The organism is Nocardiopsis rhodophaea, from assembly GCF_039530945.1.
GTDB lineage: Bacteria > Actinomycetota > Actinomycetes > Streptosporangiales > Streptosporangiaceae > Nocardiopsis_C > Nocardiopsis_C rhodophaea.
Window position 1 is genome coordinate 1 of sequence record NZ_BAAAPC010000016.1, and the last position, 13,954, is coordinate 13,954.

General features: G+C 71.5%; 13 protein-coding genes and 1 pseudogene. 9 read left to right on the forward strand and 5 right to left on the reverse strand.

The annotated features are described in order from the left end of the window. Nucleotides 1-100, forward strand: a pseudogene (locus ABD259_RS25910) (IS982 family transposase); the annotation flags it as partial. Nucleotides 101-512: 412 nt separating this feature from the next. Here ABD259_RS25910 and ABD259_RS17695 read toward each other — a convergent pair. Then, nucleotides 513-2,114: an AfsR/SARP family transcriptional regulator gene (locus ABD259_RS17695; RefSeq protein ID WP_344102781.1), complete on the reverse strand. Its 1,602-nt coding sequence runs from the start codon at nt 2,112-2,114 to the stop codon at nt 513-515. Between the two features lie 347 nt (nt 2,115-2,461). Here ABD259_RS17695 and ABD259_RS17700 point away from each other — a divergent pair, with 347 nt between their 5' ends. From ABD259_RS17700 to ABD259_RS17720, 5 genes are all read left to right on the forward strand, one after another. Next, a complete protein-coding gene (locus ABD259_RS17700; RefSeq protein ID WP_344164006.1) occupies nt 2,462-3,424 on the forward strand; it encodes a MurR/RpiR family transcriptional regulator in 963 nt (320 codons plus the stop codon). 123 nt (nt 3,425-3,547) lie between these two features. Next, nucleotides 3,548-4,480 (forward strand): N-acetylmuramic acid 6-phosphate etherase, encoded by a 933-nt coding sequence (locus tag ABD259_RS17705; protein ID WP_344164009.1) that lies wholly within the window; start codon nt 3,548-3,550, stop codon nt 4,478-4,480. Nucleotides 4,481-4,611: 131 nt separating this feature from the next. Continuing rightward, nucleotides 4,612-5,985 carry an extracellular solute-binding protein gene (locus ABD259_RS17710; protein ID WP_344164012.1) on the forward strand — a complete coding sequence of 458 codons (1,374 nt, stop codon included), beginning with the start codon at nt 4,612-4,614 and terminating at the stop codon, nt 5,983-5,985. A gap of 298 nt (nt 5,986-6,283) precedes the next feature. Further along, the gene (locus tag ABD259_RS17715; protein WP_344102773.1) at nt 6,284-7,213 is read left to right on the forward strand and encodes a carbohydrate ABC transporter permease; all 930 of its coding nucleotides are present in this window, start codon (nt 6,284-6,286) and stop codon (nt 7,211-7,213) included. Beyond that, on the forward strand, nt 7,210-8,100 hold the full coding sequence (locus tag ABD259_RS17720; protein WP_344102770.1) for a carbohydrate ABC transporter permease: 891 nt from the start codon (nt 7,210-7,212) through the stop codon (nt 8,098-8,100). The genes ABD259_RS17715 and ABD259_RS17720 overlap by 4 nt, the downstream gene beginning before the upstream one ends. Nucleotides 8,101-8,125: 25 nt before the next feature. On the opposite strand, the gene ABD259_RS17725 is transcribed toward ABD259_RS17720, so the two are convergent. Next, nucleotides 8,126-8,404 carry a GntR family transcriptional regulator gene (locus ABD259_RS17725; protein ID WP_344102768.1) on the reverse strand — a complete coding sequence of 93 codons (279 nt, stop codon included), beginning with the start codon at nt 8,402-8,404 and terminating at the stop codon, nt 8,126-8,128. A gap of 156 nt (nt 8,405-8,560) precedes the next feature. Here ABD259_RS17725 and ABD259_RS17730 point away from each other — a divergent pair, with 156 nt between their 5' ends. Next, entirely contained in the window at nt 8,561-8,707 is a 147-nt protein-coding gene (locus ABD259_RS17730) for a hypothetical protein (protein WP_344102766.1), read from the forward strand. Then, nucleotides 8,704-8,991, forward strand: a complete 288-nt coding sequence (locus ABD259_RS17735) for a hypothetical protein (protein WP_344102764.1) — start codon at nt 8,704-8,706, stop codon at nt 8,989-8,991. Before ABD259_RS17730 ends, ABD259_RS17735 begins: the two co-directional genes overlap by 4 nt. 50 nt (nt 8,992-9,041) lie before the next feature. On the opposite strand, the gene ABD259_RS17740 is transcribed toward ABD259_RS17735, so the two are convergent. Then, nucleotides 9,042-10,592: a DUF885 family protein gene (locus ABD259_RS17740; RefSeq protein ID WP_344102762.1), complete on the reverse strand. Its 1,551-nt coding sequence runs from the start codon at nt 10,590-10,592 to the stop codon at nt 9,042-9,044. Nucleotides 10,593-10,777: 185 nt separating this feature from the next. On the opposite strand from ABD259_RS17740, the gene ABD259_RS17745 reads away from it, so the two are divergent. Continuing rightward, entirely contained in the window at nt 10,778-11,401 is a 624-nt protein-coding gene (locus tag ABD259_RS17745) for a SanA/YdcF family protein (RefSeq protein ID WP_344102760.1), read from the forward strand. A 62-nt stretch (nt 11,402-11,463) separates the two neighbouring features. On the opposite strand, the gene ABD259_RS17750 is transcribed toward ABD259_RS17745, so the two are convergent. Both ABD259_RS17750 and ABD259_RS17755 read right to left on the reverse strand, forming a co-directional pair. Then, a complete protein-coding gene (locus ABD259_RS17750) occupies nt 11,464-12,921 on the reverse strand; it encodes a hypothetical protein (RefSeq protein WP_344164015.1) in 1,458 nt (485 codons plus the stop codon). A 142-nt stretch (nt 12,922-13,063) separates the two neighbouring features. Next, nucleotides 13,064-13,708, reverse strand: a complete 645-nt coding sequence (locus ABD259_RS17755; RefSeq protein WP_344102756.1) for a SanA/YdcF family protein — start codon at nt 13,706-13,708, stop codon at nt 13,064-13,066. Between the last annotated feature and the right edge of the window lie 246 nt (nt 13,709-13,954).

Below are 13,954 nucleotides of genomic sequence, written 5' to 3' on the forward strand. Positions count from 1 at the left end.
CCGGGTCGGCCAGCGCATTCTCGCGTTGACCGCCGCGGTCTGGAACAACCACCGCATGGGCCATCCCGTCCTCCGATCACTCACCGGATACGACCATTAACAGCCCTACAAGGAATCACTCGTCTAGGCGAGCGCCCTCCGCCCGCGGGGAAAGGCCGCGGCGCGGACGGCCACTACTGGTCCCGTGATTGATCCTGACCGGAACCACCTGCCATGCGCTTCCCCCTCGTCGGCAATGCGCGGGGCATATCGCGACATTTCCCGCCCTGTCCGACGCCGCGCACCAGGGTGAAAGCAAACCCCAAGTGCGCTGAAAGCCGGATCAGGCAAGCTCTAGTGCTGAGAGCGAGGCACGGCCGGTACTTCCCCGCGGCCGTGCACGCTCACAGCACGCGGGCCGGGTCCCTCCGCGGGTCCCGGATCCCCGGGGGCCGGAGGACGGACGGTCCGCGGGGATAGTGGGGCGAACCCCTCCCGGGGTCGCCGGCGCCTGGCGGGATCGGCGGGGATGGTCACTCTCGCCAGGCGCATCCGCTCGGCGGCGGATCACCGAGCAGGAAGCGCGGGTCGCCGCCCAGCGCAGCGGCCACGCGCTCCACCACGTCGGCCTCGCGGCGGGCCTCAATCTCTGCGGCCAGCTCCGCGATGCCGCTGTCCGGATGGGTCGTCAGCCATGCGGCCACCATCCGGATCGGCAACGGGAGCCGCTCCGCCGCCTCGGCCAGCCGACGTACGGCCCCGGTCTCCGCTGCGGCCCGCCGCGCGCCGACCAGGTCGCGCAGCAGCTCCACCGCCTCTTCCTCGGAGAGCGCGCCGACCGCCAGCGCGGGCATGCCATCGCGCGCGATGAGGTCGGCCAGCCAGTACCTGCTGGTGACGATGACCCCGCATGACGACGCCCCCGGAAGCAGCGGGCGCACCTGCGCCGCGCAGTTCGCGTTGTCCAAGACCATGAGCACCCGGCGCGACGCCAGCACCGAACGCAGCAGCGCCGCGCGCTCGTCCGTGTCCACGGGAACGCCCTCGACCACGCCGAAAGCGCCCAGGAAGCGCCGCAGCACCATCCCCGGCGGCAGCGGTGCCCCGCCCTCCCCGCGCAGGTCGACATAGAGCTGGCCGTCAGGAAAGCTTCGAGCCGCCCCATGCGCCCAGTGCACCGCGAGCGCCGTGCACCCCGCGCCGCGCGGCCCGCTGATCAGTACCCGGCCCGCCGACCGCGGCCCCCCGCCGACCCGCCGCTCCACCTCCACCAGCTCCTCCGCGCGCCCCACGAAACCGTTCGTGTCGGCCGGAAGCTGCGCCGGGACGGAACGCTGCCCGCGCCACGCCCGCCCCCGCACCGCCGTGATCCGCGCCGAACGCTGGCGCGGCACGCTCGGCGCTTCAAGCGTGCCCCGGAGCACGCCGTGGAACGTCTCCCGCAGGCCCCGCCCCGGGTCCACGCCGAGCCGGTCGGCCAGAACCCGGCGCGTCTTCTCGTAGGCCTCCAGCGCCTCACTCTGCCGTCCGCACTGGTAGAGCGCCGTCATGCGCAGCCGGACGAGCTCCTCGCGCTCGGGGTGCCGGGCCGTTACCCCCGCGAGCAGGTCCAGCACCTCCCCCGGCCGCCCCCGTGCTATTTCGGCCCCGCACCGCTCCTCGGTCGCGCGCAGAAGCTCCTCCCGGACCTGGGAGACGTCCTGTTCGTGCAGCGTGTCGGAGGAGATGTCGAGCAGCACCGGCCCCCGCCACAGGTCAACGGCCTGTCGCAGCGCGTCGCACCGGCGCGGGAGATCGCCCTGGTGCTCGGCCTCCCGCGCGGCCAGCATCAGCTCACGGAAGCGCAGCAGGTCGAGCTGGTGGGCGGCGAGTTCGATGCGATAGCCGGACGCCGAACTGGTGATCAGGGGGCTGTCGTGGATCTTCGCCAGTGCCGCTCGCAGCCGTGCCACCTGGACCTGCAGGGCGCCGATGCGGGAGCCCTGAGGTCGCGGGCCCCACATGCGCTCGACGATCTCCTCCACCGGGACGGTGCGATTGGCGCGCAGCAGGAGGGTGGCCAGCAGGATTCGGCGCTTTCCACCCCGGAGGCGGAACGGGGCGTCCGCGACCTGAGCGGTGAGCGGTCCTAGCACTCCGAACGAGATATCCGCCAAGGCGACACCCCCGTAGGCTCGGCTTTTCCCTCCCCTCACATTCCCCCGGGGTGTTGTGGGATCGGTGCAGGCCCTTCTACAGTGCCGGTCGGTCCGGCGGGGTCGCAAACGACACCGCATCACCCCCTCCACTTGTGTCACCGCCGGAAACCACCAAAAATTCATCCGCTTCGTACATTGACTCCGGCGCTGGACCGAAAGAAACTTTCCAACATGGCGAAAAAGGCGAAGCCCTGCCTGGTCCGAACGGCCGCTGCCGGACGGAGCGGCCGACTTCGCCCCATCGCGACAGCCGATTCACGTCGGCCGAGAGGCGAGTGAGGACTATGACGGCGGAGGGCGACGCCACCGCGAACGGCACGGGGAGACCGGACGACGCCACGGCCAAGTCGCCGCCGTCGACAGTACTGCGTGTCAGGTCACTCCTGCCATCCCTCGCACCCGCCGAACAGCGCGTGGCGGAGCGCATCATCGACGACCCCGAGCGCGTTGCCGCCTCCTCCATCACCCAGCTCGCCAAGGACTGCGACACCTCCGAGGCGACCGTCATCCGCTTCTGCCGCACCATCGACTTCACCGGCTACCGCGAGCTCCGACTCACCCTCGCCACCGAGGTCGGGCAGGCCCGGGGCGCGGGCATCAGCGCACGCGAGGTCGCCAGCGATATCAACCCCGACGACACGCTGGTGACCGTCGTGGAGAAGATCGCCTACACCGACGCCCGCGCGGTCGAGGACACCGGGGCGCAGCTCGATGTCGGTACGCTGGAGACCGTCGTCGAGGCGCTGGCGGCGGCACGGCGCATCGACGTGTACGGGGTGGGCGCGAGCGCCTTCGTCGCCGCCGACTTCCAGCAGAAACTGCACCGGATCGGCCTCGCGTCCTTCGCATGGTCGGACAACCACGTGATGCTGACGAGCGCGGCGCTGCTCAGCGAGGGCGACGTGGCCATCGCCATTTCGCACAGCGGAACCACCATCGATACGATCAACGCGCTGGCCGAGGCCAAACGCCGCGGCGCCACAACAGTGGCCATCACCAATTTCCCCCGCTCCCCCATCAGCCAGAGCGCGGATCATCTGCTGACCACCGCCGCACGCGAGACCACCTTCCGCTCCGGGGCCACGGCGAGCCGCCTCGCCCAGCTCACCGTGGTCGACTGCCTGTTCGTCGGTCTCGCCCAGCTGCGCTACGCGGACAGCCGCACGGCCCTGGAGACCACCTACCAGGCGGTACGGGGACTGCGCGTCGGTGAGGCGCGGCGGCAGAGCCGAGCCAGCGACGGCTGATGCGGAGCCGGTCCGACGGCGCGAGGGAGCACGCGCGGCGGGTCCGGACTCCTGACCAACGAAGAGGGGGCCGCCATGAAGTCGGACCACGAGAGCGCCAGCGCGGAAAGGAGCCCACTGGACATGTCAGCCACTCCCGCGGGACACGTGGAGATCGTACGGGCGCCGACCGAGCGCAGGAACTCCGGCACCTACGACATCGACCTGCTGCCGACAATCGACGTGCTGCGGGAGATCAACGCCGAGGATGCGACCGTCGCGCGCGCCGTGAGCGCGGTCCTGCCGGAGGTGGCGCGGGCGGTCGACATGGGTGTCGAGACGCTGCGCGGCGGGGGACGCATTCACTACTTCGGCGCCGGCACGTCCGGCAGGATCGCCAGCATGGACGCGGCCGAGTTGCCGCCCACGTTCGGCGTCGAAGAGGGGCTGGTGGTGGCGCACCACGCGGGGGGCTCACCGGCACTCGGCCACGCTCTGGAGGGCAGCGAGGACGACGCCGACCTCGGCTACGCCGACGCCGCGGATCTCACGCACGGCGACCTCGCGGTCGGGCTGGCCGCCAGCGGGCGCACGCCCTACATCGCCGGGGCACTGCGCCGGGCGGCGGAGGTGGGTGCGCGCACGGTGCTGGTGTCCGCCAACCCCAACGCTCCGCTCGCCGCCCACGCCGATGTGCACATCGGCGTCGACACGGGGGCGGAGGTCATCGCCGGGTCGACCCGGATGAAGGCGGGGACGGCCCAGAAGCTCGTGCTCAACGCGTTCTCCACGGCGATGATGGTGCGGATGGGCCACACCTACTCCAACCTGATGGTGGGGGTGAACGCGAGCAACGCCAAGCTGCGCGGGCGGGTGGTCACCATCCTCACCGAGGCCAGCGGGCAGTCCGAGGAGGCCTGCGCCGAGGCGCTGGCCCGTGCCCAAGGCGACACCAAGGTCGCCCTGGTCGCGCTGCTGACCGGTGTGGACACCCAGCACGCGGCGGCCGAGGTCGTGGCGGCGGGCGGACAGGTCCGCGAGGCGCTGCGCCGTATCGGTTCCGCCGACCCGCGCTAGGAGGGCGGGCCGACACCACAGCACCGCGGCCGACCGCCACGAGAGGAGCGGCAGACAGGCACAGCCGACACGGTCACCACCACGGCCGCCGTCACCGGCACGGCGCCGTCGCACCGAGAGGGGTCTTTCCGATGTCCCATCCGTCGACGACCGTCCCCCACGCTGGCGGGACCGTGCCGCGCGGCGCGCTACGCCCTCGATCGGCCAGCGCCCGCCACCGGTCCCCCCGGCCGATCACGCTCCTCGCCGCCGCCTTGGCGGCGGTGACCGCGCTGACGGGCTGCGCCCCCGGCACCGACGGCGGCCCGGACGGCGACGGAGGCGGGGAGACCACCCTCACCGTATGGAGCTGGCGGCCCGAGGACGCCGCCGGGTACGAGCGGATCTTCGACGCCTACGAAAAACGCCACCCCGGCGTGAAGGTGGAGTTCACCGGCCACAAGAACACCGAGTACCCCGCCATCCTGCAGACCGGCCTCACCCAGCGTTCCGGCGGCCCCGACATCGTCCAGCTCAAGCCCTACGGCCCCGTTCAGGCGTTCATCGAGGCGGGTCAGCTGGCCGCGCTCGACGAGCATGTGGACCTGTCGTCCTGGCCCGACGAAACCGTCGACGCCGCGCGCGGACGCGAGGACGGCCGGATCTACGGCGTCCCCTTCGCCCTGCAGACACTCGGCGTGCTGTACAACCGGGAGATCTTCGCCGAACACGACCTCGAACCCCCGAAGACCTGGGGCGACATGATCGACGCGGCGAAGACGCTGAAGAAGGCCGACGTCATCCCGTTCGCCACCTCCGGGCAGGAACCGTGGGTGCTGGCCCTCCTGCGCGAGACCATGGGCGCCACCCGCGTGGGCGGCGACGCGTTCGCCCAGAAGGTGCTCGACGGGACGACCGACTTCACCGACCCCGACTACGTGGCGTCGCTGCGGGCGGTCGCGGACCTGAAGCCCTACCTGCCGTCCGACGTCACCGCCGTCGGCTACACGGACGCCCAGACCCTCTTCACCAGCGGAAGGGCCGCGATGTACCCGGGCGGCGCCTTCGAACTGGCCCCGTTCCGGCAGGCCAACCCGGACCTGGACATCGGCTACTTCGACGCCCCGGTCGTCCCGGGGTCGCCGGTCGACGCGCCGCTGACCCCCGGCTTCGCCGACGGCTCCTACGGAGTCAACAACGCCTCCGAGAACAAGGACGCGGCGGTCGAGCTCGTGGCGTGGATGGCCACCGAGGAGTTCGGGCGGGCGTTCGCCGAGGAGCTGCAGCAGATCCCGGCCGTTCCCGGCGTGGAACCGGCCGACCCGCTGCTCGCCGCGATGCTGCGGGGGTACCAGGAGCACGGAACGCCGTACATGATGGGCGTGCACTTCGGGTACGGCGATCCCCTGGGCCGCGACGCCGAGGGGATGGCGCTCGCCTCCCTGCTCCTCGGGGAGATCACGGCGGAGGAAGCCGGCAAGCAGGTGCAGAAGGACGTCTCGGCGTGGTTCGAGCCGACGGGGTGACCCCTCTCCCACGTCGGCGACGGGGATTTTGGGCACGCGCCGCTCGGCCGCTCGGCGAGCGACCGCGTCCGGCGCTGTTCCCGCCCGCCGCGCGGGAACCGGCCGCGGGATCCGAAGCGAGAACGGAGGTCGCTGTGCTGATGACGTGGTGCTCGCCCAGCGCGAAGCGGCCCGACCGCACGGCGCTCGCGCGAGCGAGCCGAGCCGCCCGGAAAGCTGACCGGCGCTGCCGGTCCCGCTGGACGGTACGCCGGACTCCTCCCCGCCCCCTTAGCCTGGGCCTACTCCGGGAGACGGGGTGAGCGGCGGCGCGCGGCGGGTGGCGCGCGACCGGCCCCCGTGGTGGGTTCTGGCACTCTTCCTGCTGCCCGCCGTGGCCCTTTACACCCTGTTCGTCGTCTACCCCCTGGTCAGCGCGCTGCAGTACAGCATGTTCTCCTGGCAGGGCACGCAGCGGCTGGGCTTCGCCGGTCTGGACAACTTCGCCCACCTGTTCGGCGGCGTCTACGGCGATCGGCTGTGGCGCGCGTTCGGGCACAATCTCGCGTTCTTCGCGGGCACGATGCTGGTGCAGACGACGCTGGGCCTCGCGTTCGCTGTGCTGCTGCGGCACACCCGCGCGGGGCGGCGGTTCCTGCAGGCCGCCTATGTGCTGCCGCATCTGGTCAGCCCGATCGTCGTCGGCTACCTGTGGAGCCTCATGCTCAGCCCGCAGTTCGGCGCTGTCAACGCCGCGCTGCGTGCGGTCGGCTTGGACGCGCTGGCCCTGCCGTGGACCGGCGATCCGGCGCTGGCACTGCCCACCCTGATCCTGGTGAACGCCTGGCAGTGGATCGGCTTTCCGATGCTGCTGTTCTCGGCGGCGCTGGCCGCGATACCGCCGGAGTACGAGGAGGCCGCGCGGGTCGACGGCGCGTCCGGGTGGCAGGCGTTCCGGACGGTGACGCTGCCGCTGCTGGTGCCCGCCATCGGCATCGTCACGGTGCTGACGTTCATCGGGAACATGAACGTGCTGGACCTCGTCTACGCGATGCAGGGCTCCCAGGGCGCCCCCGCCGGGGCCACCGATGTGCTGGGGCTGCTGTTCTACCGCACCGCGTTCAACAACCCCGATCCGGGTGCCGTCGGCCAGGCGTCGGCGCTGGCCGTGGTGATGTTCGTGTTCATCTTCGGGGTATCGATCGCCGCCACGCGCGTGCTGCGCCGCCGGGAGGCCCAACTGCGATGACGACGACCCTCCGCCCCTCCCCCACGCCCCCCGCCACCACCCGGGCACGACATCCCCGCCGCTCCTCCGGTCCGCCGCTGGCCGACGTCGCGGTGCGCCTGCTGCTGTGGGGTTACGCGGTGGTGGCGCTCGCCCCCCTCGCGCTCATGGTGCTCTCCTCCCTGCGCCCCGAGGCCGAACTGCGCGCCGACCCGCTCGGGCTGCCCACTGCCCCGGCGTTCGACAACTACGCCCGGGCGTGGGTGGAGGCCGACTTCGGCGGCTACTTCATCAACTCGCTGCTGGTGACGCTGGGTGCGGTAGTACTCGGTACAGGCGTGTCGGTGCTCGCGGCTTACGTACTGGGCCGGTACGCGTTCCCCGGTGCGGCGCTGGTGCTGGGCTATCTGGTCGCCGGGCTCATGATTCCCATCCGGCTCGGCATCGTGCCGGTGTTCTACCTGTTCGACTCGCTGGGCCTGCTCGACTCGCGGTTGGGGCTGGTCCTGGTGTACGCGGCCAGCGGCGTGCCGTTCGCGGTGTTCATCCTGACCGCGTTCTTCCGCCAGGTACCGGGCGAACTGGCCGAGGCGGCCCGGATCGACGGCGCGGGCGAGCTCCGGCTGTTCGCCCAGGTCATGCTGCCGCAGGTGCGCCCAGCGCTGGCCACGGTGATGCTATTCCAGAGCATCCAGCTGTGGAACGACTTCTTCTTCCCGCTGGTACTGATCCGGGACAGCGCGAAGTACACGCTGCCCGTGGGACTGACCGCGTTCTTCACCGAGTACGGCCTGAACCAGTCGCTGCTGTACGCCGGGCTGGTCATCACGACGCTGCCGCTGGTGGTGATGTTCCTGCTGGCCACCCGCCAGGTGGTCGACGGACTGACAGCGGGTATCGGCCGCTGAGCGGTCCCTCGCGCGGGTGCGGTGCCTAGTCCGCTGCGTCGGCGCTACCCGCGGGCTTCTCGGCAACGTAGGTGCCCCGTTGTGGGACCACGAACAAAATGCCCTCGTCGACCAGCACCCGTATCGCCTTGCGGACCGTTGGACGCGACAGGCCGAAGTCCTGAACGAGCCGTTCCTCCGATGGGATGGGGCGCCGTGGTTTGTAGTCGCCACGCTGAATCTGAGCGCGCAGGATCGCCGCAAGCTGGCGATAGGGCGGGATGGGGTCGTCGTGCTCAATCTCGTCATCGGGTCCGAAGTCCATGGTCCCGAAGGTAAATGTGAGCTGACCACCCCCCTCTTTCCGTTACGTCTATTCACGTAAACTCACGTTAAGGGTATCCTCGACAACAAGAAGACCCCGGCGAGTCTGGCCGGACTCCCGGGGCACGGCCACCAGCTACCAAGGAGCTGATGACAGATGAAGACTAACCGTGCCCGGCATCGCTGCGCGAGCCGCGTTCGCCCCTACCTCCGTGTGCTGGAACACCAGCGCGTGGTCGAGAACCACCGTTTCCGCCAGTTCGCCCGGCTGGCCGCCCTGGCCGACACGGGGGTCCACCGATGACACGCGACCGCGACCCCCTGCTGAAGCTTCTCCGGGAGCGATACGCCGACCGGTGGACCATCCGCCGCACCCCGCACCTGTGGATCGCGGTCGCTGTCGATCCCGACACCGACCGCGCTCCCACCGTTATGAACGACGACGTCGAAGAGTTCGTACGCGAGCTGGAAGACCCGCCCGCCCGGGTCGGACGCCGGACGTCACTTCTGTCCACCTCATGGGCGGCCGAGAGATTGGAGGAGATCGGAGACGGCGCCTACCGCGAGGACACCCCGCCCATGACGTGACGTTCAGCGATGGATCGGGTCCGGCCGTCAGCGGCTCAGGCCGGACCTGATCAGCCCCTCTCCAACGCGGTGCCTAGCAGGCCGAGTGGCGGGGCGCCCAAGTCCAGCATGGCTTTATGAAAGCGCCCCAGGCTGTAGTCGCTGCCCCAGCGCCGCCGCGCCGCCTCACGCAGTTTGAGGATCTCCAGCTTCCCCCACGTGTAGCGGCCGTACGTCGGGTCGATGGTCGCGCGGCGCGCCTCAGCGAGCGCGGCCGGACCGGCCAGGGCGGTGTCCTCGGCGAAGCGGCGCGCGGCGTCCTCGACCGTCATGGCCCCCGTGTGCACACCGATGGCTGCGGCCAACCGGGTGACCCGGATCAGCGCCAGGATCCAGACACCGGCTTCGAACTGCGCCGCACTGAACCCGTCGCCCACGGCCTCCTCGGCGTAGGCGCCGAAGCCCTCGTCCACGCACAGTTCCTCGCCGTAGTGCGCCCATCCCTCGCAGAACGACAGGGACAGCAGCGTGCGCCGCACCGGTCCGGCGGCACGGCGCAGCGCGCGACCGTGCGAGAAGTGGCCGGGCGCGACCTCGTGCACGCTGATGGCCGGGAGTGTGGTGGGGCTGAACATCTCCAGCCACTCAGCCGACTCCTGCTCCGACCACGCGGGGTCGGGCGGAGAGACGAAGTAGTAGCTGGGCCCTTCCGGGTCGTCCGGCGCGGCCCACACCAACATCGCGGGTGCCCACCTCTGCGACTCGGGGGAGATCCGCACCTCGCACTCCCCGTCGGGGTAAGGGGCCAAGCCGCGGTCGCGGGCGAACGCGATGGCGTGCTCGGTCCACTTCGCCGCCTCGGCCACCACGCTGTCGGGGTCGGGGTGGTCGCGGACGAGCCCACGCACCACGTCCATCGGGTCGCGCCCCGGCTCGATCCGGGCGGTGGTCTCCGCGAGCCGCTCCTTGAGCCGGTCGCGCTCGGTGTCGGCCTGCTCGGCGAGGCTGCCCAGGTCCGCCTCCAGCCCCTCGGACGCGCCCATCAGCCGGGACAGCGCGGGGCCGCCCAGGGCGGCGCTGGGGTCACCGTGCTCCGCCGCCTTCTCCAGGAACTTGACAAGCCGGCGCTGCGCCGTCAGCGCGGCCGTACGCACATTCTCGGGGGCGTCCGCGGGAACGGCGGCCGCCAAGCCGCGCGCGGAGTCCACAAGCGAGGCGGCGACCGGCGCGCTGAGCCGGTCGAGCGTGGCAAGCGCGGTGTCGACCACGCGCGGCCACTCCGCGAGGTGGCGCTCGCGCGCGGCACGGCGCTCGGCCTCGGGGGCGTACTCGTTGTCGTACCCCATGACATCGAGTTCGTCGAGGTGGTAGAGCGGGTTCGAGCGGTGCAGCTCCAGCTCGCCGAATTCGACGCGCAGCCCTCCCTCGACCACGCGGGCGTGCGCCTCGTCGTGGTCGTCGGCGAAGCGGTCGCCCCGACCCAGGCGCGCCAGCTTGTCCCGTATTCCGTCGGGAGACAGGTCCGCCGGAGCGCCGTCGTACTCGTGCCGCCCGCCCTCGTTTCGCATCGTGGCGACTTTCAGGTCGGCGATGGCGCGCAGGCGCGCCGGGAAATCGTCCATGGGCCGGACCCTATACAGCGCCCAAGCGCCGATCCGAAGGGTTTTTCGACCGATACCGCCCGAACTGGCAGAACCGTTCGCGGTCGCGCCGCGTCGAAGAGGACGTGCAAAACGAGTGGTGGACGCAAGGGCGAACGCGGGTACGGCGGCTGTGGCGGGAACGGAAGAGGCCGATCATCGCGGCGGTGATCGCGCTGCTGATCCTGGTTCCGGCCCCCTTCGCCTGGATCACCCTGTCCACGCAGGACCGCAGGGCCGGGGTGGAGGACGTGCCCCAACGGCCTGTGGCGCTCGTGTTGGGCGCCGGGCTGAGTCCCGAGGGGCGGCCGACCACACTGCTGCGACGGCGGCTGGACATCGCCGCCGAGTTGTATCGGCGGGAGAAGGTCGATGCGGTGCTGGTCAGCGGCGACAACAGCTTCGCTACCTACAACGAGACCGACGCGATGCGCGCCTACCTGGTCGATGCCGGGGTTCCGGACGCGAAGATCGCCGGGGACTACGCGGGGTTCAGCACGTGGGAATCGTGCGCGCGGGCGCACGAGATCTTCGGGGTGGAGGCGGCGACGGTCGTCACCCAGGAGTTCCACCTGGCGCGGGCCGTCAGCCTGTGTGACGCGGCGGGGATCGACGTTCAGGGGGTCGGTGACCCGAGCATGCGGATCCGCACGACCGCCACGGTCTACGGCTATGTCCGTGAGGTTCCCGCCGCGTTCAAGGCGGTCCTCACCGGGCTGTTGCGGCCGGAGCCGACCTTCCTCGGCCCGCGGGAGACGGGGGTCGAGGAGGCGCTGACCGCGCCTCGCTGACGGGCATGTGCCGTGCCGACCTGGGCCCCGGGGTCGGCACGGCACCGCCCAGCGTGGTCACGTCACCGGGCGGAGTCTCCGCCGAAGAGCCGACGGAGCAGTCCGCCACCCGAGGGGGCGGCCGGGCCGGACGGGCTCGGCCGCGGCTCCTCGGCCTCGCCCTCGGTGGGCTCCTCGGTGTCGTCCTCGACCCCGGCGAAGGCCAGGAAGTCGGCGCGCCCGGACGGCAGATCCCAGGCCTCCAGGGTGTCGACGAGCTCGCTGTCCTCCCACGCCGCGGCCGGGATCTCCGCGATCGCCCACAGCACCCGCAGCTGTTCCTCACTGAGGTCGGCCGACTCGTCCCGAGACTCCTCCCCGTCGCCCGCATGCTGGGCGCGGGGCCCGAAGGCCATCTCCAGCGCGGCGCCGACGACCACGGCCCGGGAATCGCCCTCGCTGTGGGCGAGCACGTCCGGCAGCAACTCCAGGCGCGTAGCGGTGGTCGTCGTGCCGCCGCGGCCCAGCGCCAGGAAACCCAGGACCTCCGGCTCGATCCGGCCGCAGTGCGGCCAGGAGTCGCCGAACAGGCCGTGGTAGCCCATGCGCGTCCGGCCGCCCTCGGCGATCCTCTCCAGGGCCTCGCCGGGCGTCTTCTCCCCGTGGACCGTCGCCATGGCGACCGCGGCGGCGAAGGCGTTGTAGAGGTGGCCGGAGCCCATCGCGTGCGTCAGCGTGACCGTCACCGAGGGGTCGTCGGCCGGGGCGAGCATGCCCAGCGCGAACAGTTCCGCGGAGATGACCCCGGGGCCGGACGGAGAGGAGCCGGGCAGGGCGGGCGCGGACGGGGCGGTCAGGGGCGACAGCGCTTTCTCCAGCCGGGTCCGCACGCCCTCGGCGGCCTCCGGGACGAACGCGAGGACGTAGGAGGCCCACTCCGCGGGGGCTTCCAGCCCGCGGCGGTTCGACTCTCCGTCGAGCAGGCCGAGCAGGTCCTCGACGCGTTCGCGCACCGTGTCGTGAACGGCGAGTTCGGCTTGGAGCAGCGCGGGGCCGTTGTCGCGGCTGATGGCGTCGAAGCGGTGCCGCATCCGGCGGTACTGCTGCTCGTCCGGGGCCTCACGCAACCAGGCGGCGTACTGTTCGCGCACCTTGTCGAGGTCGGTGGCGGCCGCCCAGGCGACCTCGTCGCTCCACTGGGCGACGTCGATGCGGTGGGGAACGAGCGCGGGGGCGGCCGGGACGAGCAGCTCCAACAGCAGGCTCAGCGGGCGCCACCGCACCGGGGAGGGGGTCGACGGCGCGCAGGCGATGTCGATCAGGAAACCGGCGACCGCCGGGGCAGCCGGGTATCCGGGGCCGGGGAAGCGCACGATGTCGTACAGCGTCGAAAGGCTTTCGCCGGGACCGGTCGTGGTGCCGTCACCGGCGGCGATGTCGCGCAGGAGGGCGGGGATCTCCTCCCCGCGCGTAGGCGCGAGGGCGCGCCAGTCGATGTCGTCTACTCCCCGCAGGGGGCCGTTGTGCGTCGTCGCGTCCATGGTGAGCCATTATCGCGGCACGTGGCTCCGCATTGACACGCCCCTCGGCTCGGCGCGTCCCCCTGCGTTGATCTCGGCGATATCGACCGAATGCGCGGCGGCATAAGGTCGATATCGCCGAGATCAACGCAGAAGGGGCGGGTCAGGACAGTGCGGACCGCAGGTCGTCGACGGGCGGATCCTCTTTCAGGGGCGGCGGACGGAGGACAGCGTCGCGCACCGCCTTCGCGTTGGCGCCCAGCTCGCGTGCGTAGCCGCGGACGATGGACCGCGTCCGCCCGCCGACGCTCGGGTCGCCCACGCCCACGGCGTCGATGCCTGCCGCCCGGCACAGCGCCACCGCGCGGGGCAGATGGAAGGACTGGGTGACGATGATGGCGCTGTCCACGCCGTAGGTGGCGCGCGCCCGGACGCACGTGTCCCAGGTGCGGTAGCCGTGCGGGTCGGCGACGATCGACGTCCGGGGCACGCCTCGCCCGACCAGGTAGTCGGTCATGGCGTCGGTCTCGAAGTTGGACAGCGCCCGGTTGTCGCCGGAGACCAGGATCGCTCGGACCTTCCCACTGTGGAAGAGCCGGGCGGACAGGTCCAGGCGGCGGGCCAGCAGGGGGCAGGGGCCGCTCGGCCAGACCGCGGCTCCCAACACGATGGCGACCGTGCGCGTCGGCGCCTGCTCGGTGTCGAATCTGCGGCGCGCGGTGGCCATAAGCGTCCATGCCGTTGGCGCCACCGCCAGCGCCACCCCCGCACCTGCGACCGCCGTCCACAGTCCCGGATCCACGCGCATATCCCCTTTGTCTCACAGGCCTCCTCGGCCCATCGAGCCCGACCCTAGCGTCCCGTATCGACATCCGCAGCGCCGATGTGAGGATTCGTCGAGGCGGCGGCTGAACGTGGTCGAGGAAAGTCGGCACCCGTCCTCGTCACTCGCGTGTGTTCGGATCACAGAGCTACAGCCGTCCTACCTGGATCAGCCACCCCGCTTCTCATCGGTGATCCACGCACCGAATCCGGGCCGCGCCACCCGCCCGCA

What these genes read in the sequence shown, in the direction of transcription:
- ABD259_RS17700 (WP_344164006.1), top strand. Translation starts at nt 2,462, where the DNA reads ATGACGGCGGAGGGCGACGCCACCGCGAACGGCACGGGGAGACCGGAC.
- ABD259_RS17705 (WP_344164009.1), top strand. Translation starts at nt 3,548, where the DNA reads ATGTCAGCCACTCCCGCGGGACACGTGGAGATCGTACGGGCGCCGACC.
- ABD259_RS17710 (WP_344164012.1), top strand. Translation starts at nt 4,612, where the DNA reads ATGTCCCATCCGTCGACGACCGTCCCCCACGCTGGCGGGACCGTGCCG.
- ABD259_RS17720 (WP_344102770.1), top strand. Translation starts at nt 7,210, where the DNA reads ATGACGACGACCCTCCGCCCCTCCCCCACGCCCCCCGCCACCACCCGG.
- ABD259_RS17725 (WP_344102768.1), bottom strand. Translation starts at nt 8,404, where the DNA reads ATGGACTTCGGACCCGATGACGAGATTGAGCACGACGACCCCATCCCG.
- ABD259_RS17730 (WP_344102766.1), top strand. Translation starts at nt 8,561, where the DNA reads ATGAAGACTAACCGTGCCCGGCATCGCTGCGCGAGCCGCGTTCGCCCC.
- ABD259_RS17735 (WP_344102764.1), top strand. Translation starts at nt 8,704, where the DNA reads ATGACACGCGACCGCGACCCCCTGCTGAAGCTTCTCCGGGAGCGATAC.
- ABD259_RS17740 (WP_344102762.1), bottom strand. Translation starts at nt 10,592, where the DNA reads ATGGACGATTTCCCGGCGCGCCTGCGCGCCATCGCCGACCTGAAAGTC.
- ABD259_RS17750 (WP_344164015.1), bottom strand. Translation starts at nt 12,921, where the DNA reads ATGGACGCGACGACGCACAACGGCCCCCTGCGGGGAGTAGACGACATC.
- ABD259_RS17755 (WP_344102756.1), bottom strand. Translation starts at nt 13,708, where the DNA reads ATGCGCGTGGATCCGGGACTGTGGACGGCGGTCGCAGGTGCGGGGGTG.